The 21,238-nt window shown below is 65.5% G+C and carries 21 protein-coding genes; 10 read left to right on the top strand and 11 right to left on the bottom strand.

The annotated features are described in order from the left end of the window. Nucleotides 1-138 precede the first annotated feature (138 nt). The 3 genes from GPL20_RS26885 to epmA are packed head-to-tail and all read right to left on the bottom strand — an operon-like array spanning nt 139 to nt 2,582. Nucleotides 139-393: a hypothetical protein gene (locus GPL20_RS26885; protein ID WP_157333310.1), complete on the bottom strand. Its 255-nt coding sequence runs from the start codon at nt 391-393 to the stop codon at nt 139-141. A gap of 45 nt (nt 394-438) precedes the next feature. Continuing rightward, the gene (locus GPL20_RS26880) at nt 439-1,533 is read right to left on the bottom strand and encodes a lysine-2,3-aminomutase-like protein (RefSeq protein WP_157333308.1); all 1,095 of its coding nucleotides are present in this window, start codon (nt 1,531-1,533) and stop codon (nt 439-441) included. Further along, nucleotides 1,530-2,582 carry an EF-P lysine aminoacylase EpmA gene (gene epmA / locus GPL20_RS26875; protein WP_157333354.1) on the bottom strand — a complete coding sequence of 351 codons (1,053 nt, stop codon included), beginning with the start codon at nt 2,580-2,582 and terminating at the stop codon, nt 1,530-1,532. The genes GPL20_RS26880 and epmA overlap by 4 nt, the downstream gene beginning before the upstream one ends. 162 nt (nt 2,583-2,744) lie before the next feature. On the opposite strand from epmA, the gene efp reads away from it, so the two are divergent. The 3 genes from efp to GPL20_RS26860 all read left to right on the top strand — a co-directional run bounded on the left by efp (nt 2,745) and on the right by GPL20_RS26860 (nt 6,023). Beyond that, nucleotides 2,745-3,311 (top strand): elongation factor P, encoded by a 567-nt coding sequence (gene efp / locus GPL20_RS26870; RefSeq protein ID WP_157333306.1) that lies wholly within the window; start codon nt 2,745-2,747, stop codon nt 3,309-3,311. A 19-nt stretch (nt 3,312-3,330) separates the two neighbouring features. Next, a complete protein-coding gene (locus GPL20_RS26865; protein WP_254126398.1) occupies nt 3,331-4,953 on the top strand; it encodes a M23 family peptidase in 1,623 nt (540 codons plus the stop codon). Nucleotides 4,954-5,036: 83 nt separating this feature from the next. Next, a complete protein-coding gene (locus GPL20_RS26860) occupies nt 5,037-6,023 on the top strand; it encodes a DUF808 domain-containing protein (protein WP_157333304.1) in 987 nt (328 codons plus the stop codon). A 32-nt stretch (nt 6,024-6,055) separates the two neighbouring features. On the opposite strand, the gene GPL20_RS26855 is transcribed toward GPL20_RS26860, so the two are convergent. Together GPL20_RS26855 and GPL20_RS26850 are read right to left on the bottom strand one after the other, a co-directional pair. Then, nucleotides 6,056-6,559 (bottom strand): cupin domain-containing protein, encoded by a 504-nt coding sequence (locus GPL20_RS26855; protein ID WP_157333302.1) that lies wholly within the window; start codon nt 6,557-6,559, stop codon nt 6,056-6,058. Nucleotides 6,560-6,574: 15 nt separating this feature from the next. Next, a complete protein-coding gene (locus tag GPL20_RS26850) occupies nt 6,575-7,054 on the bottom strand; it encodes a carboxymuconolactone decarboxylase family protein (protein WP_157333300.1) in 480 nt (159 codons plus the stop codon). A 54-nt stretch (nt 7,055-7,108) separates the two neighbouring features. On the opposite strand from GPL20_RS26850, the gene GPL20_RS26845 reads away from it, so the two are divergent. Then, nucleotides 7,109-7,639 carry a MarR family winged helix-turn-helix transcriptional regulator gene (locus GPL20_RS26845; protein WP_157333298.1) on the top strand — a complete coding sequence of 177 codons (531 nt, stop codon included), beginning with the start codon at nt 7,109-7,111 and terminating at the stop codon, nt 7,637-7,639. A 65-nt stretch (nt 7,640-7,704) separates the two neighbouring features. On the opposite strand, the gene GPL20_RS26840 is transcribed toward GPL20_RS26845, so the two are convergent. Next, entirely contained in the window at nt 7,705-7,956 is a 252-nt protein-coding gene (locus tag GPL20_RS26840) for a hypothetical protein (protein ID WP_157333296.1), read from the bottom strand. A gap of 145 nt (nt 7,957-8,101) precedes the next feature. Between GPL20_RS26840 and GPL20_RS26835 the strand changes: the two genes are divergently transcribed. Further along, the gene (locus tag GPL20_RS26835; RefSeq protein ID WP_157333294.1) at nt 8,102-9,331 is read left to right on the top strand and encodes a lytic murein transglycosylase; all 1,230 of its coding nucleotides are present in this window, start codon (nt 8,102-8,104) and stop codon (nt 9,329-9,331) included. 137 nt (nt 9,332-9,468) lie between these two features. Here the strand turns inward: GPL20_RS26835 and GPL20_RS26830 are convergent, their stop codons facing one another. From GPL20_RS26830 to recJ, 3 genes are all read right to left on the bottom strand, one after another. Next, entirely contained in the window at nt 9,469-10,260 is a 792-nt protein-coding gene (locus tag GPL20_RS26830) for an aldolase (RefSeq protein ID WP_167533229.1), read from the bottom strand. 96 nt (nt 10,261-10,356) lie between these two features. Beyond that, on the bottom strand, nt 10,357-11,166 hold the full coding sequence (locus tag GPL20_RS26825) for an SDR family NAD(P)-dependent oxidoreductase (protein ID WP_157333292.1): 810 nt from the start codon (nt 11,164-11,166) through the stop codon (nt 10,357-10,359). Nucleotides 11,167-11,214: 48 nt separating this feature from the next. Beyond that, on the bottom strand, nt 11,215-13,056 hold the full coding sequence (gene recJ, locus GPL20_RS26820) for a single-stranded-DNA-specific exonuclease RecJ (RefSeq protein WP_157333290.1): 1,842 nt from the start codon (nt 13,054-13,056) through the stop codon (nt 11,215-11,217). A 259-nt stretch (nt 13,057-13,315) separates the two neighbouring features. On the opposite strand from recJ, the gene GPL20_RS26815 reads away from it, so the two are divergent. The 5 genes from GPL20_RS26815 to cax all read left to right on the top strand — a co-directional run bounded on the left by GPL20_RS26815 (nt 13,316) and on the right by cax (nt 18,695). After that, nucleotides 13,316-14,392 (top strand): methyl-accepting chemotaxis protein, encoded by a 1,077-nt coding sequence (locus tag GPL20_RS26815; protein WP_157333288.1) that lies wholly within the window; start codon nt 13,316-13,318, stop codon nt 14,390-14,392. A 65-nt stretch (nt 14,393-14,457) separates the two neighbouring features. After that, nucleotides 14,458-15,882 carry an adenylate/guanylate cyclase domain-containing protein gene (locus GPL20_RS26810; protein WP_167533228.1) on the top strand — a complete coding sequence of 475 codons (1,425 nt, stop codon included), beginning with the start codon at nt 14,458-14,460 and terminating at the stop codon, nt 15,880-15,882. A 244-nt stretch (nt 15,883-16,126) separates the two neighbouring features. Next, nucleotides 16,127-16,870 (top strand): SDR family oxidoreductase, encoded by a 744-nt coding sequence (locus GPL20_RS26805; RefSeq protein WP_157333284.1) that lies wholly within the window; start codon nt 16,127-16,129, stop codon nt 16,868-16,870. Nucleotides 16,871-16,916: 46 nt separating this feature from the next. Then, nucleotides 16,917-17,333, top strand: coding sequence for a cupin domain-containing protein (locus tag GPL20_RS26800; RefSeq protein ID WP_157333282.1), 417 nt, complete (start codon nt 16,917-16,919; stop codon nt 17,331-17,333). A gap of 258 nt (nt 17,334-17,591) precedes the next feature. Beyond that, nucleotides 17,592-18,695 (top strand): calcium/proton exchanger, encoded by a 1,104-nt coding sequence (gene cax / locus GPL20_RS26795; RefSeq protein WP_157333280.1) that lies wholly within the window; start codon nt 17,592-17,594, stop codon nt 18,693-18,695. Here cax and GPL20_RS26790 read toward each other — a convergent pair. Both GPL20_RS26790 and GPL20_RS26785 read right to left on the bottom strand, forming a co-directional pair. Continuing rightward, complete coding sequence (locus GPL20_RS26790; RefSeq protein ID WP_157333278.1) at nt 18,692-19,699, bottom strand: 4-hydroxythreonine-4-phosphate dehydrogenase PdxA; 1,008 nt, start codon at nt 19,697-19,699, stop codon at nt 18,692-18,694. The genes cax and GPL20_RS26790 overlap by 4 nt on opposite strands. Beyond that, the gene (locus GPL20_RS26785; RefSeq protein WP_157333276.1) at nt 19,696-21,234 is read right to left on the bottom strand and encodes a tripartite tricarboxylate transporter permease; all 1,539 of its coding nucleotides are present in this window, start codon (nt 21,232-21,234) and stop codon (nt 19,696-19,698) included. The genes GPL20_RS26790 and GPL20_RS26785 overlap by 4 nt, the downstream gene beginning before the upstream one ends. Nucleotides 21,235-21,238 lie beyond the last annotated feature (4 nt).

Genomic DNA, 21,238 nt, shown 5'->3' with positions numbered 1-21,238 from the left:
TACCTCTCCCCGACGGGGAGAGGTCGGATTGCGCAGCAATCCGGGTGAGGGCTGCAGCGTTCGGTGAGACTGTAACCCCTCACCCGGATCGCATCTTCGATGCGATCCGACCTCTCCCTTCGGGAGAGGTGAAAGCAATCAGCAGCCGCGGCAGATGCTCTTGATCTTCTTGTCGAGCGCCGCGTCTTCCTTGTTCACGGGATTGTTCGGGTCGCTCAGATTCTTCTCGCTCGGCACGTCACTGGCACGCGGTTGGCGATGACCGACCGGCGCCGGCAATACCGATCCGGAGCTCGCACCGCCTGATGTCGATCCCTTGGTGCCGCCGGTCTGCGCGAGCGCCGTGCCGCCGAGCAAGACCGCGAGCGAAGCGGCCACGATGATCTTCTTCATTCTGCTCCTCCATTCCTCAAGGGGCGGCATGTTCCAGGTCACCGCTCAGGTCTCGGGCGGATAGAGGTGAACGTCGCCGCAATAGTCCACGATACGATAGCGCGTTTCCGATTCCGCATCACGCGCGTCGGGTGCGGTATTTTGTGCCACCAACACGTAATTCGGCCCGACCGGCGACTTGCCGGCACCGCCGGGAATATCGATGACATAGTCAGGCTGACACAGGCCGGACACCCTTCCGCGCAACTGCCGCATCAAGTCCTGCCCCTGCTCCAGCGTCGTGCGCAGATGCGCGGTGCCCGGCGCGAGATCGCCGTGATGCAGGTAATAGGGCTTGATCCGGCATTCGACGAAAGCTCGCATCAAATCCGACAAAGCCGCGATGTTGTCATTGACCCCGCGCAAAAGCACGGACTGGCTCACCATGGGAATCCCGGCATCGACGAGGCGCGCGCAGGCCGCGCGCGCCGTCTCGGTCAGTTCCCGCGCATGGTTGGCATGTACCGCGACCCAGGTGGTCGCGCCCTCGACCCTCAGGGCCGCGACCATCTGGTCGCTGATGCGTGCGGGCTCGGCCACCGGCACGCGCGTGTGGAGGCGGATGACCTTGACGTGATCGATGCCGGCGAGATCGGCCATGATCTCGCTCATCCGCCGCGGCGACAGCATCAGGGGATCGCCGCCGGTGAGGATCACTTCCCAGATCTCGCCATGCGAACGGATGTAATCGATCGCCGCGCGATAGGCACTGTCCGACAGCGCATTGTCCTTGCCGGGGCCGACCATCTCGCGGCGGAAGCAGAAGCGGCAATAGACCGCGCAGACGTGGACGAGCTTGAACAGCACGCGATCGGGATAGCGATGCACGATCCCGGGAACCGGCGAGTGCGGGTGATCGCCGATCGGATCGGCATTCTCGCCCGGCTGCATCTCCAACTCGTTTGCACTCGGCACAAATTGACGCGCGATAGGATCATCTGGGTCAGCTGTATCGATCAACTCAACGAGCGCCGGCGTGATCGCAACCGCGTACCGCGCGGCGACGCGCTCGAGCGCCGGCAGGGCCGCGGCAGGCGCGAGGCCTTCGGCGACAAGCTCGGCCGGCTCGCGCAAGGTGCGTGCAAGGTTGGTCTTCGTCATGTCTCACCCGCAGGCGGCGTCCACACCACCTGATCAATTCGTGTTGCGCCGCTCGCCAGCATCACCAGACGATCGAAGCCGAGCGCCACGCCGCTTGCCTCCGGCATTTCGGCAACCGCGGCCAGAAAGTCCTCGTCCAGCGGATAGGCCTCGCCATAGCGGCGCTGCTTCTCCGCCATCGATTCCGTGAATCGGCGGCGCTGCTCCTCGGCGTCTGTCAGCTCACCAAAGCCGTTCGCAAGCTCGACACCGCAGGCGTAAACCTCGAACCGCTCCGCGACCCGCGGATCACCCGCTTTCACCCGCGCCAGCGCCGCCTCTGGAGATGGGTATTCGAACAGGATCGTCAAACGCCCCTGCCCCAGATGCGGCTCGACATGCTCGACCAGGACCTTGCTGAAAATGTCCGACCAGGTGTCATCCGCGGCGATGCGGACCTTGCCGGAGGCCGCCTGGGCAAGCGCGGCACGGTTACCCTCCCCACCCGAGATTGTCGACAACAGGTCGATGCCGGCGAACCGCTCGAAGGCGCCCGCGACAGTCAGAAGTTCCGGCTCTGCGAAGGGATCGGCGGTCCGGCCGCGGAAGGAGAACATGCCGATCCCGGTCGCCTGCGCGGCACGGGCGATCACCACGACGCAATCGGCCATGATGGCGTCATAGGGCGCACCGGCCCGGTACCATTCCAGCATGGTGAATTCCGGTAGATGCAGATCGCCGCGCTCGCGGTCCCGGAACACCCGGGCAAACTCGAAAATCCGGGGCTCGCCGGCCGCCAGGAGCTTCTTGCAGGCAAATTCCGGCGATGTCCGCAAATAGCGGGGCGCCCTGCTGCCGTCGGGCCGCATGATCTCGGTCCGGGGGGCGTGCAGATGGGTCTCGTTGCCCGGGGAGACCTGGAGGACGGAGGTTTCGACCTCGACGAAGCCTTGCTCGACGAAAAAGCCCCGTAGAGCCCCGGTAACGGCCCCCCGCGCCTGGAGGAAGGGCCGCCGGTCAAGGTGCCGGCCGGGCGACCAGAACGGTGAGATGGGCTTGTCCCCAGCCATTAACCGACCGCCCGGCAGACCAGCAAAATGCTGGCATTCAACGACAAAATGCGTATGTTGCGGCCCGAAACGGGCGCCGAGGTCCGATTTGAGGCCCCAAGACCCCCATCGATTTGACCACGTCCTGGCCGGTGCCGGGCCAAGCAAGCAGGAAATATAGCTTTGAGAGTCATCGCCAGTTCTATTCGCAAAGGCAACGTGATCGAGCAAGACGGCAAGCTCTATGTCGTCGTGAGCGCCGAGAACATCCATCCCGGCAAGGGCACGCCGGTCAGCCAGATCGAAATGCGCCGAATCTCGGACGGGGTAAAGATCTCCGAGCGCTACAAGACCACCGACCAGGTCGAAAAGGCCACGATCGAAGAACGCAACTACACCTTCCTGTATGAAGATGGCGACGGCTTCCACTTCATGAACCCGGAGACCTACGACCAGGTCCAGGTCTCCAAGGACGTCGTCGGCGACTCGGCCGCCTACCTTCAGGAAAGCATGACGGTCAAGCTGTCCATGCACGACACCAATCCGGTGTCGATCGCGCTGCCGCAGCGCGTGACCCTTGAAGTGGTCGAGACCGAACCCGTGACCAAGGGCCAGACCGCCTCCTCCTCCTACAAGCCCGCGGTGCTCTCCAACGGCGTGCGCACCACCGTGCCGCCGCACATCTCGGTCGGCACCCGTGTCGTGGTGATGACCGAAGACGGCTCTTACTCCGAGCGAGCCAAGGACTGAGCGAGGGATCGAGCGACAGGTGCCGCCGGGGGGCGAGGCAGTGGTTAGGACAGGTTTCCGCTTCGTCTCGCTGCTCCTGGCGTCGCTTTCGCTCCTCACCACCACTTCGCTCGCGGCAGACGAATTCCGCAGCCCCTCCCTCACGGCTCTGCGCGTCGATTGGCGCGCAGCGCTCGACCAGCTCCGCACCGAGATCAACAGCCGCCCCCAGGTCGCCGGCGACTTCATCTTTGCGCCCCGCCGCTCGGTGCCGCGCTACGATCCGCGCGCGATTCCGGCGCTGGTGCAGCTCAACGGCGTCTCCTCGCAGTTCTTCACCGGCATCGCGCGCAGCGCCGTGCCTGTTCTGCTGCCATTCGACGCCGCCGCCTACCTCGAGGCGCAGCGTAGCGGTGCGCCGCAAAGCCTGCCGCTGTCGCGCTATCAGGCTGATTTCAATCCCGTCGACCTGTTCGACGCCGGCCCCGCCGGGTACAGCGCGAGCTTCTCGTTCGAGCCCGGCGCCGGCGACGGCATGCCGAGCCGCGTGTTCGCAAGGGCGGTCGAGGTGCAGATCACGGGCTCGGCGCTGGTCTACGACATCGCCGATCCCACCGGCGGCAAGGGCGAGCCCGTCAAACCGCTCGCGGCAACCTATCCGGACCTGCGCAGGTTCATCCGCGAAGGCTATGTGCGCTACGCCTTCACACGTTTCGGCGTCGCCTATGTGGTGTCGATCCAGTGCCTCGACAGCGTGGCAAAGCCGCGGCGGCTCGCCTGCAAGGAAGCCTATCCCGTCGCCGAGCGCTTCCTGAAGGCGCTGCGGGTCGCGGGCGGCCAGCGCATGCGGCCTCTGATGGACGTTGCCTCCAGCGTCCTCGACCGTCCCGCCGGACGCTCGGCAGATTTCAGCTATCGGCCGAGTGGCGATATCATCCCGAACACCGGCTACCGCAAGCAGGGCGGCCATCCCGACGCGATGGCCTATGCGCAGATCCGCTTCCCGCTCGAAAAGGCGCCGGCGTTCGTGCGCTCGCAATCCTACGGCAAGCGCGACAGGAGTGACGGTCCGACCGCCTACCCCTGGCGCGACAATTTCTGCGAGTCCCGCAGCTTCGAGGTCTGGCAATGCGCGGGCGGCTACGGCCATCAGGGCGAGGATATCCGCGCCGCCGACTGCCCGCCGCCCGGCGAAGGCCGCGCCCCCTGCGATCCCAAGCAGCGCGCCGTCGTCGCGGTCCGCGATGCGATCGTGATCCGCTCCGCCAGGGACCAGGCCGCCACGCTCGAGGTCAACAGCCGCACCGAGCACATCCGTTTCCGTTACATGCACATGAACCCGCAGACGATGAATGCCGATGGTCTCGTCAGCGGCCGCATCGTCACCGAAGGCGAGAAGATCGGCGTGGTCTCGAACTATCTCGACCATCCCGCGGGCACCTCGATGCACCTGCATTTCGACGTCCAGCTGTTCACCCGCGACGGCTGGATCTGGGTCAGCCCCTACATCACGCTCGTCTCGGCCTACGAACGCCTGATCCGCGCCCGCGGCCGCGAGGTCGGCCCGGAAATCGCAGGCACTCCGCAGCCCGTGGCACATGCGCTGCCGGACGACGTGATCAAGCCGGACCTGCGCGAAGGCGCAAGCGGCGAGGAGAATTGACGGCTTGCTCGTTCCAGTGCCGGGCGGTGCAAGCGCGTGTTGTCGCCCACACCGTCGGCTCGAACGAAGAAGGGATAGGGTTGATGAGTGTCGGACTGCTCGGCCTTCTCGACGATATCGCGGCGATTGCAAAGGTGGCGGCCGCCTCGCTCGACGATGTGGCGAGCCAGGCTGCCAAAGCGGGCGCAAAGGCGGCTGGCGTGGTCATCGATGACGCGGCCGTCACGCCGAACTACGTCATCGGTTTTGCCTCGAAACGCGAACTGCCGATCGTCGGCAAGATTGCGGCCGGATCGCTGCGCAACAAATTGCTGATTCTGCTGCCCATTGCCCTGCTGCTTGGTTATTTCCTTCCCGCCGCGGTCACGCCGCTGCTCATGCTGGGCGGAGCCTTTCTCTGCTACGAGGGTGCCGAGAAGGTGCTCGAAGCCGTGATGCCGCATCATGCGCGCCACCACGAAGCTCAGCTCCAGCCGATTGCGTTGAATGCCCAGTCGGTCGAGGACGAGAAGGTCGCGAGCGCCATCAAGACAGATTTCATCCTGTCGGCGGAGATCATGGCGATCACGCTGGCGGCCCTCCCGGCGGGCAGCATCTGGACGCAGGCGCTGGTGCTGGCGCTGGTCGGCTTCGGCATCACGGCCGGGGTCTATGGCGTGGTCGCCCTGATCGTGAAGGCTGACGATGTCGGCGTGGCCCTTGCGCGCTATGATGGCGCCTCAGTCATCGGCGGCGCGATCCGCTTGGTTGGACGCGCGCTCGTCCGCGGTATGCCAACCTTCCTTACGGTGCTGAGCACCATCGGCACCGCCGCCATGATCTGGGTCGGCGGCGGCATCATCCTGCACGGCATCGAAAAATACGGCCCGCCCGTGGTCGGCCGCACGGTCCACGCCGCAACCGAGGCCGCTGCACACGTCCTTCCATCGATTGCCGGCATCATCGAATGGTCGGTCGAGGCAGCCATCTCAGGCGTACTTGGACTGGTGGTCGGCGCACTTGCGATTCCAGCCGTCGAATACGGTCTCTCGCCGGCATGGAAACGATTGCGGCGATCGCGGCCGGCCTGAACGCGGCGGGCGTCGCGGATCACGAGAGCCAGCTACTCCAGGAACTTCGTGAGCTGCGCGCCCTCGTCCGCCACGAACACCGCGATCAACTCGGCCGGCTCGGTCGCGCTGGCGTTGGCCGAGACCAGATGCGTCGAGCCCGGTGGCTCGAAGAAGGACTGGCCGACACCGAACGTCTCGACCGGGCCACCGCCAAGCTGGGAGCGGATTTCACCCTTGGTGATATAGGCGGTGACCGAGCCTGCGTGACGATGCGGCCGCGAAAACCCGCCCGGACCGTAGAACACGCGCACGATGGTGACGCGCTTGCCCGGGACGTTCGGCAGCGCGTAGGAGCCGATCGGCTCGACCTTGTCGAGCGGCGAGCCCTCCGCAGCCGTGGCGCAGAGCGGCGCCAGCGCGCCTGAGACCGTGTCCAACGTCACCGGCAGCACTTTGCCGATCGCGAGCGCGCAGGCGAGCCCGCCGATGACGGCGATCGCCATCGAACGCGACGGCATCGGGCGCTGCGCAGCGGTCAAACTCATTGCTGTCATGCTGACCTCCTGCAATCAGGATGCCGCGGCATTCGCCGCGACCGGCCGTTTGGCCGGCGTCCAGCGATACGCCGCGCCAAACCGGTTCCAGACGTTGATCGAGGCAACTGCCGACGTCAGGTAGGTCAGCTCGGATTCGGAGAACTCGCGCTTTGCCTCCGCGTAGACCTCCTCGCTGACGCCACCGGGTAGCAGTGTCAACGCCTCGGTCCAGGCCAGCGCCGCGCGCTCGCGCGCGGAAAAGATCGGCGCCTCGCGCCAGACCGCGACCAGATGGAGCTTGTCGGCGGGAACGCCGATCCGTTCCGACAGCAGGACGTGGTGCTGCAAGCAGAAGGCGCAACCGTTGATCTGCGAGGCACGCAGCTTGACGATTTCGATGAGCTGCTTGTCCAGGCCGGCCTTGGCGGCAAGCTGACCGAGCGCCAGCACCAGATCATAGACGTCGGGCGCAAGGCGCTTGAAATCCTCGTATTCGCTGCGGGCCTGTGACATTGCGGTTCACCTGGGCTTATTATAAGAACACATACATATTATAAGAGCTCTTATATGTCGCGCAAGCCGACTGACATCACAAGATCGAAAACCGCGCGCAAGGCGCTCGCACCGGCCGACGACGTTGCCGTGCGCGTGCCCGCCCCCGGCGAAGGCAAGCGCGGCGAGCAAGGCTATCTCGGCTATCTCCTGCGCCAGGCCCACGCCGCGGTCCGGCTGAAGATGGAGCGCACCCTCGCCGATCTTGGCGTGACCTCGCCGCAATTCGCGGTGCTGACCATGCTCAACGCCTATCCGGGCCTGTCCGGCGCAGACGTCGCCCGCCTCACCTTCCTGACCCCCCAGACCGTCGGTGTCATCATTCGCAACCTCGAACGCGACGGCGCGATCGTGATGACGCCCCATCCGGTCCACGGCCGCATCCAGCAATGGACGCTGACGCCGCGCGGCGCGACGCTGCTGAAGGCGTGCCGGGAGCGGGTGATCGCGCTGGAGAAGCGTCTGGCGAGGGGCTTGGATAGCAGGGCGGAAACCGCAATCCGGCGCTGGCTCGCCGGCATCGCGACTGATTTGCAGGAGGAGTAGCGGACCGCGCTCGCTACCAGCACCACGCTCAGAATTAGGGATCTGCGGCTTTACCCGAAGACGCCCTATCCGCCTTTCAACGCATTCTTAACCTCGCCATCGGGCCAAGCTTCGCCTGCCGCGATCACCCGTACACGGGTTCGATCCGTGGCATTGACGAGCACATGCGAACTCACCCGGTCACCGCTGCGCTCCAGATGCAGATCGGTTTCGGGCTTCCAGTTCAGTGTGGCCGCAAGATCGCCGGGAAAAATCTGCCAGCGCGATCCGTCGTCGAGCTCGACGACATGGCTTTCGGCATGTGCGTGTATCTTCATTCCACCCCGCATTTGGCAAACAGGTATTTTTGCATCGCACGACGTCGTGCGAGGGGAATGCACCAGTGCGACAGTTTGTTCCGACGGAACGGCTGATGTTCCAGAACCGACCCACAGGGGCCATGTTTCGGGCTAGAATGCGCCCATGAACCACGCTGATTCCTCCTCCCGCCAAACGCGCCGCGCCCTGCTCCAGTCGACGCTCGGCGCAGCCGCCTTGCTCGCACTCCCGATGCGCGCGCTGGCCGCGCCTCCAGGCTTCGACGAATGGCGCGAGAGTTTTCGCGCACGCGCAATGGCGAAAGGCATTTCCGCCGCGACCTGGCAGCGCGCAATGGGGCGGGTCGAGCCGGATATGAGCGTGTTCAGGCAGATGCGCAATCAGCCCGAATTCCACGAGCAGGTCTGGCAATACATCAACCGCCGCGTCTCCGACTGGCGCATCATCAACGGCAAGATCGCGCTGAAGAACAACGAGGCGCTACTCGCGCGCGTCGAGCGCGACTTCGGCGTCGAGCGCGGCACGCTGCTGGCGCTGTGGGGCGTCGAGTCCGCCTATGGCGACCCGCTGGTGCAGCAGAACCACATGAAGCCGGTGTTTCCCTCGCTCGCCGCGCTCGCCTGGAACGAGCCGCGCCGCAAGGCCTATTGGGAGACCGAGCTGATCAACGCGCTGCGCATCGTTGACAAGGGCTGGAGCACGCCCGAGGAGATGAAGGGCTCGTGGGCCGGCGCGATGGGACATTCGCAATGGATGCCGGAGGTGTGGCTCAACGTCGGCATCGACTATGACGGCGACGGCAAGGTGTCGCCGTTCGGCAGGCCCGACGACGCGCTGGGCTCGACCGCAAAATATCTCGTCAATCGCGGCAAGTGGCATCGCGGCGAGCATTGGGGCTACGAGGTGCGCGCGTCCGGCGACATGGGCGGCAGCCGGACCTATGCGGCGTGGCAGGCGGCCGGCGTCAGTCGCGCCGATGGCCAGCCATTCCCGCAGCCCAATGCGTCCGCGCAAATGTGGACGCCTGTTGCGGGCGGGCCGACATTCCTGCTGGGACCGAATTTCTATTCGGTGAAGAGCTACAATCCCTCGATGAACTATGCGCTGGCGATCTGCCATCTCGGCGACCGCTGCCTCGGCGCGCCTCCCTTCATCCAGCCCTTCCCGGGATCCGAGCGCGCGCTAACGCTCGCCGAGGTGCAGGAGATGCAGACGCGTCTGACCAAGGCCGGTTTCGACACCGGCGGCACCGATGGCCGCGTCGGCAACGACACCATGAAGGCGATCAAGGATTTTCAGCAGCGCGCGGGCATCACGCCGGCGGACGGCTATGGCGGGCTGAAGGTGCTGGCGAAGCTGCGGCAGGGGTCGTAGGAGCCCGCCCTCCCAGGCCGTCATTCCGGGGCGCGCCACTTTGGCGCGAGCCCGGAATCCATCTCTCCACTTGGCTTGCTGCACAATGGATTCCGGGCTCGCGCTTTCGCGCGCCCCGGAATGACGACCACGAGAGTTCAATGCCTGTACTGCGGCTCTTCCGCATCGAGTTGCCGGCGGATCGCGGCGAGGTGCAGCCGCGCGGATTCGGAATCGCCCTCGCGCATCTGCTTGTAGGTTGCGGCTGCGATCGCGGGATCGACCGGCAGCACTTTCCGTCCCGTCGACATCGCCAGCACCTGCACCTCGGCGGCGCGCTCGAGGTAGTAGAGATCGTCCCAGGCTTCCGCGATCGTCGGCGCCAGCACCATCACGCCGTGATGCTTCATGAAGACGATGTCGGCATCGCCGACCGCCGACGCGATCCGCGCGCCTTCGCGGTTGTCGAGCGCGAGGCCGTTGTAGTCCCGGTCGACAGCCGTGCGGCCATAGAATTTCAACGCGGTCTGCCCGGCCCAGATCAGGGGATCGCCCTCGGTCATCGACAGCGCCGTCGCATAGGGCATGTGGGTGTGGAAGGCGACCTTGGCGCGCGGCAGCCGCTTGTGCATCTCGGCGTGGATGTAGAACGCGGTTGCCTCGGGCACGCCCTCGCCGTCGAGCACGTTGCCGTGGAAGTCGCAGACCAGCAGCTTTGACGCGGTCAGCTCGCGGAAGGCGTAGCCATAAGGGTTGACCAGAAAGAGATCGTCATGACCGGGCACCACGGCCGAGAAATGGTTGCAGATGCCCTCCTCAAACCCGTTGCGCGCGGCCATGCGGAAGCAGGCGGCGAGATCCTCGCGCGCGGTGCGGATCGCATCGGTGGCGAGGTCCGGCCGGTTCGAGCGATGGGGCGCGGGTGAGGAAGCGTGAAGGCTGTGCGCCATGGCGAAGGACACCGCTGTCGGTCGGTAGCTTCTCGCCTTGTACAGGGGCTGCGCCAGCGCGTCAGCCCCTCGTCCCGCCACCCTGCCCTGCGTCGACTACGCCCGCCGCTGCACGCCGCCGGCATTCATGCCGCCATCGATGACGAGCTCGCTGCCGGTCACGTAGCGCGAGGCATCGGAGGCCAGATACAGCACGCCGGAGGCGATCTCCGCGGCCTGACCCGCACGCCCGAGCGGGGTGGCGACCCTGGCGCGCTCCTCCGGATCGATCGGCGCGTTCTGGCCGGCGCCAGTTGCCCCTGTCGGGATCTTGCCCCAGATCGGCGTATCGATGATGCCGGGATGAACGGAGTTGACGCGGATGCCGTCGCCGGCCGCTGCGCACTCCATCGCGATCGATTTGGCGAACAAGCGCACCCCGCCCTTGGTCGCCGAATAGGCCGACAGCCCCGGCGCGCCGCGCAGGCCCGCGAGCGAGGACATCATGACGATCGAGCCGCCGCCGGTCTTGCGCATCAGCGGCAGGCAATGCTTCACCGAAAGAAACACGCCGTCGAGGTTGATCGCATTCTGCTTGCGCCAGTCGCCCAGCGTCATGTCGACGATCGAGGGCACGGCAATGCCGATGCCGGCGTTGGACACGAGGATATCGAGCCGGCCGTAGCGCTTCGCAATTTCGGCGACGATCTTGATCCAGCGCTCCTCGCTGGTGACGTCCTGCTCCAGGAAGATCGCCTGACCGCCGGCCTTGGTGATGCGCTTGGCGAGCTCGGGGCCTCTCAGCTCGTCGATGTCGGTTGCAATGACGGTGGCGCCCTCGCGCGCGAACAGCTCGACGATGGCCTCGCCAATGCCGGAGGCGCCGCCCGTCACCAGCGCGACCTTGCCCTCAACCTGCCCTGCCATGTTCACTCCCTTTTTTTTGTTGTTTCAGATTTTTTGTTGATTGAGGCGCTATCTAATCACGGATGGGCCCTGGTCCGGTAGCGCAACATCGATGACGCGGAACTGCACGCGCTCGGCGCCCTGATAGCGATCGACCGACAACGATCCCGCGACATGCAATTGCTGGCCGCGATTGGCGAGCAGCGCGTTGCCGAGCTTCTGGCCGACCGAACGGAACGCGATGCCGTTGACGATCGCGCCATCGCCGGCCTTCAAGCGCAGCCGCAAATGCGCCTGCCCGACCTCGTCGGCATAGACGAGCTGATGCGCCGGCAGCGCCAGCACGGGCTCCGGATTGCCGCTGCCGAACGGGCCCGCGCGATTGAGCGTGGTCGCTAGCTCCGGCGTCACCGCGCGCGCGGAGACCGCGCCGTCGATGTAGAGCTCGTTGACGTGGCGCGCCTCCGCGACGTCTTGCGCCAGCGCGTTCTCGAGATAGGCGCGGAATTCGGCGAGCTTCTCTTTCCGCAGCGTCACGCCTGCGGCCATCGCGTGGCCGCCGCCCTTCAGCAAAATCCCATCGGCGACCGCCTGCCGCACCGCCTTGCCGAGATCGACGCCGGCGATCGAGCGGCCCGAGCCGGTGCCGATGCCGCCGGGCTCCAGCGCAATCGCAAAGGCCGGGCGCGAGAACTTCTCCTTCAGGCGAGAGGCGACGAGGCCGACCACGCCGGGATGCCAGCCTTCGGATGCGGTGACGATCACGCCGAGCTTGTCCTCGAGCCCGATCGAGGCGAGCGCCTCGGCTTCGGCCTGCGCTTCGGCCGCCTGCTCGATGATTCGACGCTCGCTGTTGAGGCGGTCGAGCTCGGCGGCGATCCGCGCCGCCTCGACGCTGTCGGCTTCGAGCAAAAGCCGCACGCCGAGATCGGCGCGGCCGATGCGCCCGCCGGCATTGACGCGCGGCCCCAGCATGAAGCCGAGATGCCAGGCCTCCGGCGGGCCATTGAGCCGCGCCACGTCCATCAGGGCGGTGTGGCCGACATGGTCGCGCCGCCGCATCGCGATCAGGCCTTTGGCGACGAAGGCGCGGTTCAGGCCGATCAGCGGGGCGACATCGGCAACGGTGCCGAGCGCGACGTGATGCAGCATGCCGAGCAGATCGGGCTCGGGCATCTCGCTGCTCCAGAACCCCCGCTGGCGCAGTTCGCGATTGACTGCGACCAGCGTCACCAGCACGAGGCCAACGGCGGCGAGATGGCCAAGGCCCGAGAGATCGTCGAGCCGGTTCGGATTGACCAGCGCGTCGACCTCCGGCAGCTCGGTGCCAGCCTGATGATGGTCGATCACGACGACCGACATGCCGAGGCGCTTGGCCTCGGCGAGCGGCTCGATGCTGGTGGTGCCGCAATCGACGGTGACGAGCAACGTCGCGCCCTTCGCCGCCAGCCCGCGAACGGCTTCGACGTTGGGGCCGTAGCCCTCAAAGATTCGGTCGGGAATGTGGATCAGCGGATCGAGCCCGCAATGGCGCAGATGCCAGGCCAGCAACGCCGCCGAGGTGGCACCGTCGACGTCGTAGTCGCCGAAGATCGCGACCCTCTCGCCCTTCGCAGCCGCATCCGCGATGCGCTTGGCGGCGGCTTCCATCTCGGTGACCGTGAACGGGTCCGGCAGCAGCTTGCGGATGGTCGGGTCGAGGAAATCGGTGACAGCATCGATGTCAACGCCGCGGCCCGCCAGCACCCGCGCCAGCAGCTCTGGCAATTGATGCCGCTGCACGATGGCGAGCGCCTTGGCCGCTCCACGCGGGTCCAGCCGGTCGCGCCAGAGCTTGTCGGTGAGCGAGCGCGTCACCCCCAGGAACGCCTGGGGCGCTTCGACAGGCAAGGCTGTGGCGGGGGGAGTCATGAATGGCGATTGGCTTGAGGAACCCGGGTCGGGCGGCGGAACGATTGACCCGGAATCCCCAGAGATTTGCAACGTCCGCGCCGTACAAAGCGGTGGATTGCCGCTTTTACCGCGCGCACTGACTATCATTTAGGCATTCCGCGAAACAGCAAATTAAGCAGGCGTTAGGTGGAATCCTCGAAAAAGACTCGTATTCGATCTGTAATTTTTGTTCTGGGTTCATTGCAGATCAGACCTCATTGCCAAGGGAAGCTCCCCGATGTCTGCTGCGCTGGGTCTGAAAGCCAAGCCGATCGCCGCCGAACCCGCCGATGATGATTCCGACATCTCCGCGCTGATCAACCGCCTCACTGCGGAGGTCAACCAGATCGCCGTCGACAAGACCAAGGCGATCCAGCAGATCACCAACCAGATGAAGATGCTGGCGCTGAACGCGCTGATCGAGAGCTCGCGCGCCGGCGCACAAGGCGCAGGCTTTGCGGTGGTGGCGCAGGAGGTGCGTGGCGTCGGCCAGCAGGTCGAGACCATCGCCCGCGAGCTCGAGACACAGCTGACCAAGCGGACCGGAGATCTCGTCGCCTCGATCGACCGGATGAGCCAGCGCTCGCGCGGCGAGCGCATGGTCGACCTGTCGCTCAATGCCGTCGAGCTGATCGACCGCAACCTCTATGAGCGCACCTGCGACGTGCGCTGGTGGGCCACCGATTCCGCCGTGGTCGATTGCGCGGCCTCGCCTGCCGCGGCGGCGGTCACGTATGCCTCGCAGCGGCTCGGCGTCATCCTCGGCGCCTACACCGTCTATCTCGACCTCTGGCTCTGCGACCTCGACGGCAACGTCATCGCCAACGGCCGTGCCGACCGCTTCCGTGTCGTCGGCCAGAACGTCGCCCATACCAAATGGTTTCGCGAGGCGAAGGGATTGCGCTCCGGTGACGACTACGTCGCCGGTGACGTCGAGAACCAGCCGCTGCTCGGCAATGCGCAGGTCGCGACCTATTGCGCCAGCGTCCGCGCCGGCGGCCAGGCCAACGGCGCGCCGATCGGCGTGCTCGCCATCCATTTCGACTGGGAGCCGCAGGCCCGCGCCATCGTCCAGGGCGTACGCATCGGCGACAGCGACAAGGCCCGCGTGCTGCTGGTCGACTCGAACTTTCGCGTGATCGCAGCCTCCGACGGCCAGGGCATTTTGAGCGAGCGCATCTCGATCTCGCTGAACGGCCAGCGCTCCGGCTTCTATCACGACCGCACAGGCACGATGGTCGCCTTTCACGCGACGCCGGGCTATGAGACCTACCGGGGGCTGGGCTGGTACGGCGTGATCGTCTGCGGGGTCTGAGGGTCGAACTGGCCGCCACCAGGATGTTCCAGGCACGACGTTGAGCTTCGATTGCCCGCGCGTCGGTGGAACCGGCCTTGTTCCTGGCAGCAAACAGGACTTGTCGCGCCTCCAGCGCTTCCCAAATGAACGGATGGTGCACCCGCTTATCTTCCAGGAAGCGGGACGCCCGTTTCAGGATCTCCTCCGCGGAGACCAGCATGCCCTCACCGGCGCCCGCAAACGAATCAGAACGGCTCGCCGCCCTGCGCGCGCTCGAGATCATCGACAGTGCGCCGGAAGCCGCTTACGACGAGATCACCGAGCTTGCGGCGCAACTCTGCGGCTGTCCGGTTTCCTATATCAGCTTCATCGATGACGACCGGCGCTGGCTCAAGGCGAGATATGGTCTGCCGGCCGACGTCACCGACGCGCCACGCGAGAGCGCTGTCTGCACGACGACGATTTGCGGCACCGAACTGCTCGTCATTCCCGACCTGAAACAGGATCCGCGATTTCAGAACAGTCCGATGGTCGCGCGAAGACCATCCTGCCGGTTCTATTGCGGCATGCCGCTGATCACCGATGAAGGCTACGCACTCGGAACGCTCTGTGTGATGGACTTCGAGCCGCGGGAGCTCTCCTTCGAGCAGACGGAAGCGCTGCGAATGCTGTCGCATCAGGTGCTGGCGCAACTGGAGCTCCGCCGCAAGCTGCTCGAGTACGGCCAGACCATCAGGGAACTCGAGCAGGCACGATTGGAGGCCGCCGCCGAGCGTGCGCGCGCCGAATCCCTGCTGCGCAATGTCCTGCCGGCGCCGATCGCCGACGAACTCAGGCGCAGCGGCAGGGTTCAGCCGAGATACACCCGGTCGGCAACCATCCTGTTCGCGGATATCCAGGGCTTTACGCTGCTGGCCGAACGAACCGAGCCGGCCCGGCTCATCAATCTCCTCGATGCGTATTTCTCGGCCCTGGACGAAATCGGTGCCCGGTATGGTCTGGAGAAGGTCAAGACCATGGGCGACGCCTACATGGCGGTGGCCGGCGTGCTATCGCCCGACCGGCGACACTCGATCGATGTTTGCCTGGCGGCGCTGGAGATGCGCGCCAAGCTCGATCGCCTGAAGGCGCAATACGAAGCGGTCGGAGAGCATGGCCCGCAACTGCGCATCGGCATCCATACCGGGCCCGTCATTTCGGGCGTTGTCGGCCTCCGCAGGATGACCTTCGACATCTGGGGCGATGCAGTCAATACCGCATGGTTCATGGAAGCGTTCGGAGTTGCAGGCCGGATCAATGTGTCGGAAACCGTGGCCGGACACGTCCACGGGCTGTTCGCGCTGGAGCCACGCGGCCCCATCGAGGCCAAGCACGAACGCGCGCATGAAATGTTCTTCCTCAATGGCTTGAAGACAGAGTATTCACGCAATGGCGACGGTCATTTGCCGAATGACCAGTTTCTGGCCGAGTATCTCCGCATCGGCGGTTCTCGATTGGCCCTGAATTGACCGGCGCGCGCACGGAAGCGATACCGCCGCGCGCTCCGACCACAAGGGAATGAGCCCTTACCCAATATTCCAGACTGCAGCGGCTCGCTATGGAGCATTTTTCGGCAAGGCAGGCCGGTTACAGGCAAGAGCTTGCCCCATTGCCCGGATAAGACTCCCATCGCGCCGCTTTCGTAGACGCGAGAGCGCGAACAGCGGTTGGTCTCGATCATCTCGCGTTCGCAGAATGCCGAGGAGACATACCATGAAGATCGTCGTGATCGGTGGGACCGGATTGATCGGATCGAAGCTCGTGGCGAAGCTCAAGCAGCAAGGCCACGAGGCCGTCGCAGCCTCACCGAAATCGGGCGTGAACGCCGTGACCGGCGAAGGCCTCCTTGCCGCGCTGACCGGCGCAGACGTCGTCGTCGACGTTGCCAACGCGCCGTCCTGGGAGCCCGCCGCCGTGCTCGATTTCTTCCAGCGCTCGAGCAAGAACCTGGTCGCGACGGAGGCGGCAGCGGGCGTGACGCATCACGTTGCGCTCTCGATCGTGGGGACCGAACGGTCGCCCGACAACGCGTATTTTCGTGCCAAGCTCGCCCAGGAAACCATCATCAAGTCCGCATCGGTCCCCTACTCGATCGTGCGTGCCACCCAGTTCTTCGAATTCCTTGGCGCCATTGCCGAAACGGCCGTGACCGAAGGAAAGATCGTCGTTCCCTCGGCCTTGTTTCAACCGATCGCGGCCGAGGACGTGGCTGATCGCCTCGCGGAGGTCGCGACAGGCCAGCCCCTCAACGGCACGATCGACATCGCGGGACCTGAGAAAGCCCCCTTCAATGAATTCATCGTGCGCCGCCTGAAGGCGTCCGGCGACACCCGTCCGGTGGTGGGAGACCCGAAGGCGCCCTATTACGGCGCCCCCATTGACGACACATCGCTGAACCCGCTCGGCGAGGCGCGGCTCGGAAAAACGCCGCTCGCAACGTGGCTCGCGAACCTCTGAGGCTCCGTCCTGCAATCACAATGGAAACGGCAATGAAGGAAATCCCATGCGCAGATTGCTGATCGCAGCGGCGGTCTATGCCGCATCTGTCCTGACCGCCCATGCAGCCGAGACGGCAGCCCCCATGGCCAAGGTGACGGTCGTGTTCGACCAGGCGCTGCCCAATGTCCCCGGCAAGAGCATGAAGGGCGTGCTGGTCGAGTACGGTCCCGGTGGTTCCTCTCCGGCCCACATGCATCCGCGCTCCGCATTCATCTATGCAACCATCCTGGAAGGAGCGATCCGCAGCCAGGTCAATGACGAGCCCGCCAAGGTCTATCGCAAAGGAGAGAATTTTTTCGAAAAGCCCGGCGACCGCCACGCCATCAGTGCGAATGCCAGCGATAGCGAGCCTGCGAAGCTGCTGGCCGTCTTCGTCCTGGATACAGCAGACAAGGAGCTGGTGACGCCGATCGCGAAGTAACGCCGGATCAACAGGCGGCTTTGCCGCATCGAAGCGCTCGCATCATCCCGGGCCCCACGAACGCGACCGACGTACCTGTCTGAGACGCAGCCTGGGCTTGCAATCCTTCTCGACGACGACGTAGCGCATGTGCCGCCCGGGCCGATCAGGTGCGAGTCCGCCGGGCTTCCAGCCGGAACCAACCGTTGAGCTAGATCAACCCTCGCCCCCCGCCCTCGCCTCAGCCTCGAACTTTCCCGCAGAGGACGAGGACGGCGCATGAATCTGCTGCTCAAGGAAATCCGGCACACACCCTTGCTCTGGCTTCTGGTCTTCGTCCCGGTGGTGATCATCCTCGAGCAGATGATGCCGCACGCCCACACGCTGCTGTTTGTGCTGGCCGTGGTTGCCATCATTCCACTGGCGAGCCTGCTCAGCCATGCAACGGAGGCCATCGCCGAGAAGACCGGGGATGCGGTTGGCGGGCTGATGAATGCCACGCTCGGCAATTTGACCGAACTCATCATCGCGATCGCTGCTCTCCAGGCCGGTGAATACATGCTGGTGAAGGCCTCCATCGCGGGCGCCATCGTCACCAACTCGCTGTTCATGCTGGGCGCATCCTTGCTCCTGGGCGGATTGAGGTATCCGACCCAAGAGTACAACCGGGCCGGCGGCAGGCTCTATTCCGCATTGCTGCTGATGGCGACCATCGCGCTGCTTTCGCCCTCCGCCATCGCCGATCTCGACTTCGCCGGAGGTGAGATCGCGGTGCAACGACTGAGCGTGGCCCTGGCGATCCTCTTGATGGCGGCCTATGGCCTCAGCCTGCTGTTCTCGCTGAAGACGCACAAGGAGTTGTTCGCCAGCGTCAATCATGGCGAGGCGGCCGGGCCGGTGCTGCCGATCGGGATCGCTCTACCAACACTGCTGGGCGTGACCGTGCTCGTCGCGCTCGTCAGCGAGATTTTCGTGGAATCGGTGCAGAAGGCCGCCGAAACGCTGGGCATGAGCCCGGCCTTCGTCGGCTTCATCGTCGTGGCGCTGGTCGGCGCGGCGGCCGAGATGGCGGTGGCGTTCTCCGCGGCTCGTCGCAACCGGCTCGACCTCAGCGTCAGCATCGCGCTCGGAAGCGCATCGCAGATCGCCCTGTTCGTCGCGCCGGTCCTCGTGCTGCTGAGCTATCTGGTCGGGCCGCACCCCATGGACCTTCAATTCTGGCCCGGAGCCGTGACCATGGTGATGATCGCGACCGTGGTGACGTGCTTCATCACCAACAGCGGCCGATCGGCCTGGTTCATCGGTGCTCTCCTGCTCTTCATCTATGCGATTTTCGCGATGACGCTCTACATGATCCCGCCGGGATCGCACGGGCCGGTCTAGATCGCCCCACGCCGCGCCGCCATCTCCGCGGCCAGCAGCAGCGCAGCACGGCTCGCGCCCACGGACGCGATGCCTTGCCCTGCGATGTCGTAAGCCGTGCCGTGCGCGGGCGTGCAAATCGGGAATGGGAAGCCGCCGAGCAACGTGACGCCGCGATCAAAACCCATCAGCTTCATCGCGATCTGGCCCTGATCGTGGTACATCGTCAGCACAGCGTCGAAGGCGCCGTTCTTGGCGCGCAGGAACACCGTGTCTGCGGGAAACGGACCCTCGGCGGCGATGCCCTCGCCCTGCCCGGCCGCAACCACGGGCGCGATGACATCGATCTCCTCCCGGCCGAAATTGCCGCCGTCGCCGGCGTGCGGATTCAATCCGGCGACCGCAATCCGCGGCCGTACGAAGCCGGCATTGCGCATGCAGGCGTCTGTGAGCTTGAGCGCGCGGTGGATGCGTTCGCCGGAGAGCTTTGCCGCGACATCCTTGAGCGGGATGTGCGAGGTGACGCGTGCGTTCCAGAGCCGGTCCAGAACGTTGAACTCGCTCGCCGCGGTCTTGAGACCGACCACCTCGGCCGAGAACGCGATCTCGTCGTCATACTCGGCGCGGGCGAGCCGCATCGCCTGCTTGTTGAAGGGGGTGAAGCAGACGGCGTCGACACGACCGTCGCGACCGAGCTCGAGGGCGCGCTTGTAGTTGGCAAGCGCAAACCTGCCGCCGGCAAGGCTCGCAGTTCCCCGCTCGACTTCGGCGGGATCGAGATGGCCGAGATCGACGAACAGCGTCTCGCCCTCGGCCGCACGAAGGTCAGCCCCCTGCTGCACCGTCGTCAGCTCCGGCGCGATGCCGGCAATGCGCGCGCCCTCGTCGAAGATGCGGCGGTCGCCAATGACGACGAGCCGGCTGCGGGCGCGGATGTCGTGCTGTATCACCAGCTTCGCCGTCAGCTCCGGGCTGATGCCGGCGGGATCTCCCATTGCCAATGCAATCAGCGGCTTTGCGGTCATATGATCACCTTCTCCTGGCTTGTCGTGTCGGTCGCGGGGGACGCGGGTTTGCGCCAGAGGCGCGCGAGCTGCAGCGCGAGTGGCAGCAGCAAGAGCGCGATGCCGGCCACGATCAGGCATGTGACGAGCTTGTTCGCAAAGAAAATGCCGAGCGATCCCTTGGACATCAGCATCGATTGCCGGAAGGCATCCTCGGCCTTGTCGCCGATGACGATCGCGAGCACCAGCGGTGCCAGCGGATAGAATAGCTTCTTGAAGAGATAGCCGACGATCCCGAAGCCGAGCATCATGACCACGTCGAGATAGGAGTTCGACACCGAATAGGCGCCGACGACGCAGATGATCACGATCAGCGGTGCGATCACCACGAAGGGAATCCGCATCAGGGCCGCAAAGACCGGCACGGTCAGCAGCACCAGCGCGACGGCGACGATGTTGCCGACATACATCGAGGCGATCAGGCCCCAGACAAAGTCTTTCTGATCGACGAACAGCATCGGCCCCGGATTGAGGCCCCAGATCATCAGCCCGCCCATCATCACGGCCGCGGTGGCCGAGCCGGGAATGCCGAGCGAGAGCATCGGTAGCAGCGCGCTGGTGCCGGCGGCATGATCGGCGGTCTCAGGCGAGATGATGCCTTCGACCTCGCCCGTGCCAAAATATCGACCGCGGCGCGAGAAGCGGCGGGCGATGCCATAGCTCATGAAGGATGCCGCGGTCGGGCCGCCCGGCGTGATCCCCATCCAGCAACCGATCGCGGCGCTGCGCAGCAGCGCAACGCCATGCCGCGGCAGGCGGCCGACCGCGCGAAACACCTCACGCCAATCGATCTTCGAGGAGACCGCGCGGGCATGAAACTCCTCTTCGACCGCGACCAGAAGCTCGCCGATGCCGAACAGGCCCATCACCGCCACGACGAAGCTCACGCCCTTGACGAGTTCGTCGACGCCCATGGTGAGGCGGACGCTGCCGGACACCGTGTCGATGCCGATCGCGGCGATGGCGAAGCCGATCGCCAGCGCCACGACGGTCTTGATCGGTGCCGCGCCGCCCATGCCGACGAAGCTCGCAAAGGCCAGGAAATACACCGCGAAATATTCCGGCGGCCCGAAGGCGAGCGCGACCTGCGCAACCCAGGATGCGAGGAAAGTGATCAGGATGACGCCGACCAGCGCGCCGAAGGCGGCCGAGCCGAAGGCGGTGGCGAGCGCCGTGGTCGGCCGGCCGTCGCGCGCCATCGGATAGCCGTCGAAGGTGGTCGCCACCGACGACGGCTCGCCGGGAATGTTGAACAGGATCGAGGTCACGGAGCCGCCGAATAGCGCGCCCCAATACATGCTGGACAGCAGGATGATCGCCGAGACCGGCTGCATGCCGAAGGTGAGCGGCAGCAGCAGCGATACCCCGTTGGGCGCACCCAGCCCCGGCAGCACGCCGACGAGGATACCGAGCAGCACGCCGACCACCATCAGCACCAGATGCGGCACGGTGACCGCGATGGTGAAGCCGTGCAGAAGCTCCTGGAGATTGTCCATCGGC

The organism is Bradyrhizobium cajani (assembly GCF_009759665.1).
Classification (GTDB): Bacteria; Pseudomonadota; Alphaproteobacteria; order Rhizobiales; family Xanthobacteraceae; genus Bradyrhizobium; species Bradyrhizobium cajani.
Note: the sequence above shows the minus strand (reverse complement) of the source record. Positions and strands in the feature narration are given on the sequence as shown.

Bases quoted from the DNA above. Each gene is read 5' to 3' on its own strand.
- GPL20_RS26850 (WP_157333300.1), bottom strand. From the start codon at position 7,054: ATGTCACAGGCCCGCAGCGAATACGAGGATTTCAAGCGCCTTGCGCCC.
- GPL20_RS26800 (WP_157333282.1), top strand. From the start codon at position 16,917: ATGCGCAGATTGCTGATCGCAGCGGCGGTCTATGCCGCATCTGTCCTG.
- GPL20_RS26835 (WP_157333294.1), top strand. From the start codon at position 8,102: ATGAACCACGCTGATTCCTCCTCCCGCCAAACGCGCCGCGCCCTGCTC.
- GPL20_RS26805 (WP_157333284.1), top strand. From the start codon at position 16,127: ATGAAGATCGTCGTGATCGGTGGGACCGGATTGATCGGATCGAAGCTC.
- GPL20_RS26885 (WP_157333310.1), bottom strand. From the start codon at position 393: ATGAAGAAGATCATCGTGGCCGCTTCGCTCGCGGTCTTGCTCGGCGGC.
- GPL20_RS26880 (WP_157333308.1), bottom strand. From the start codon at position 1,533: ATGACGAAGACCAACCTTGCACGCACCTTGCGCGAGCCGGCCGAGCTT.
- GPL20_RS26815 (WP_157333288.1), top strand. From the start codon at position 13,316: ATGTCTGCTGCGCTGGGTCTGAAAGCCAAGCCGATCGCCGCCGAACCC.
- GPL20_RS26845 (WP_157333298.1), top strand. From the start codon at position 7,109: ATGTCGCGCAAGCCGACTGACATCACAAGATCGAAAACCGCGCGCAAG.
- GPL20_RS26860 (WP_157333304.1), top strand. From the start codon at position 5,037: ATGAGTGTCGGACTGCTCGGCCTTCTCGACGATATCGCGGCGATTGCA.
- recJ (WP_157333290.1), bottom strand. From the start codon at position 13,056: ATGACTCCCCCCGCCACAGCCTTGCCTGTCGAAGCGCCCCAGGCGTTC.
- epmA (WP_157333354.1), bottom strand. From the start codon at position 2,582: ATGGCTGGGGACAAGCCCATCTCACCGTTCTGGTCGCCCGGCCGGCAC.
- GPL20_RS26825 (WP_157333292.1), bottom strand. From the start codon at position 11,166: ATGGCAGGGCAGGTTGAGGGCAAGGTCGCGCTGGTGACGGGCGGCGCC.
- cax (WP_157333280.1), top strand. From the start codon at position 17,592: ATGAATCTGCTGCTCAAGGAAATCCGGCACACACCCTTGCTCTGGCTT.
- GPL20_RS26840 (WP_157333296.1), bottom strand. From the start codon at position 7,956: ATGAAGATACACGCACATGCCGAAAGCCATGTCGTCGAGCTCGACGAC.
- GPL20_RS26830 (WP_167533229.1), bottom strand. From the start codon at position 10,260: ATGGCGCACAGCCTTCACGCTTCCTCACCCGCGCCCCATCGCTCGAAC.
- GPL20_RS26855 (WP_157333302.1), bottom strand. From the start codon at position 6,559: ATGACAGCAATGAGTTTGACCGCTGCGCAGCGCCCGATGCCGTCGCGT.
- GPL20_RS26790 (WP_157333278.1), bottom strand. From the start codon at position 19,699: ATGACCGCAAAGCCGCTGATTGCATTGGCAATGGGAGATCCCGCCGGC.
- GPL20_RS26785 (WP_157333276.1), bottom strand. From the start codon at position 21,234: ATGGACAATCTCCAGGAGCTTCTGCACGGCTTCACCATCGCGGTCACC.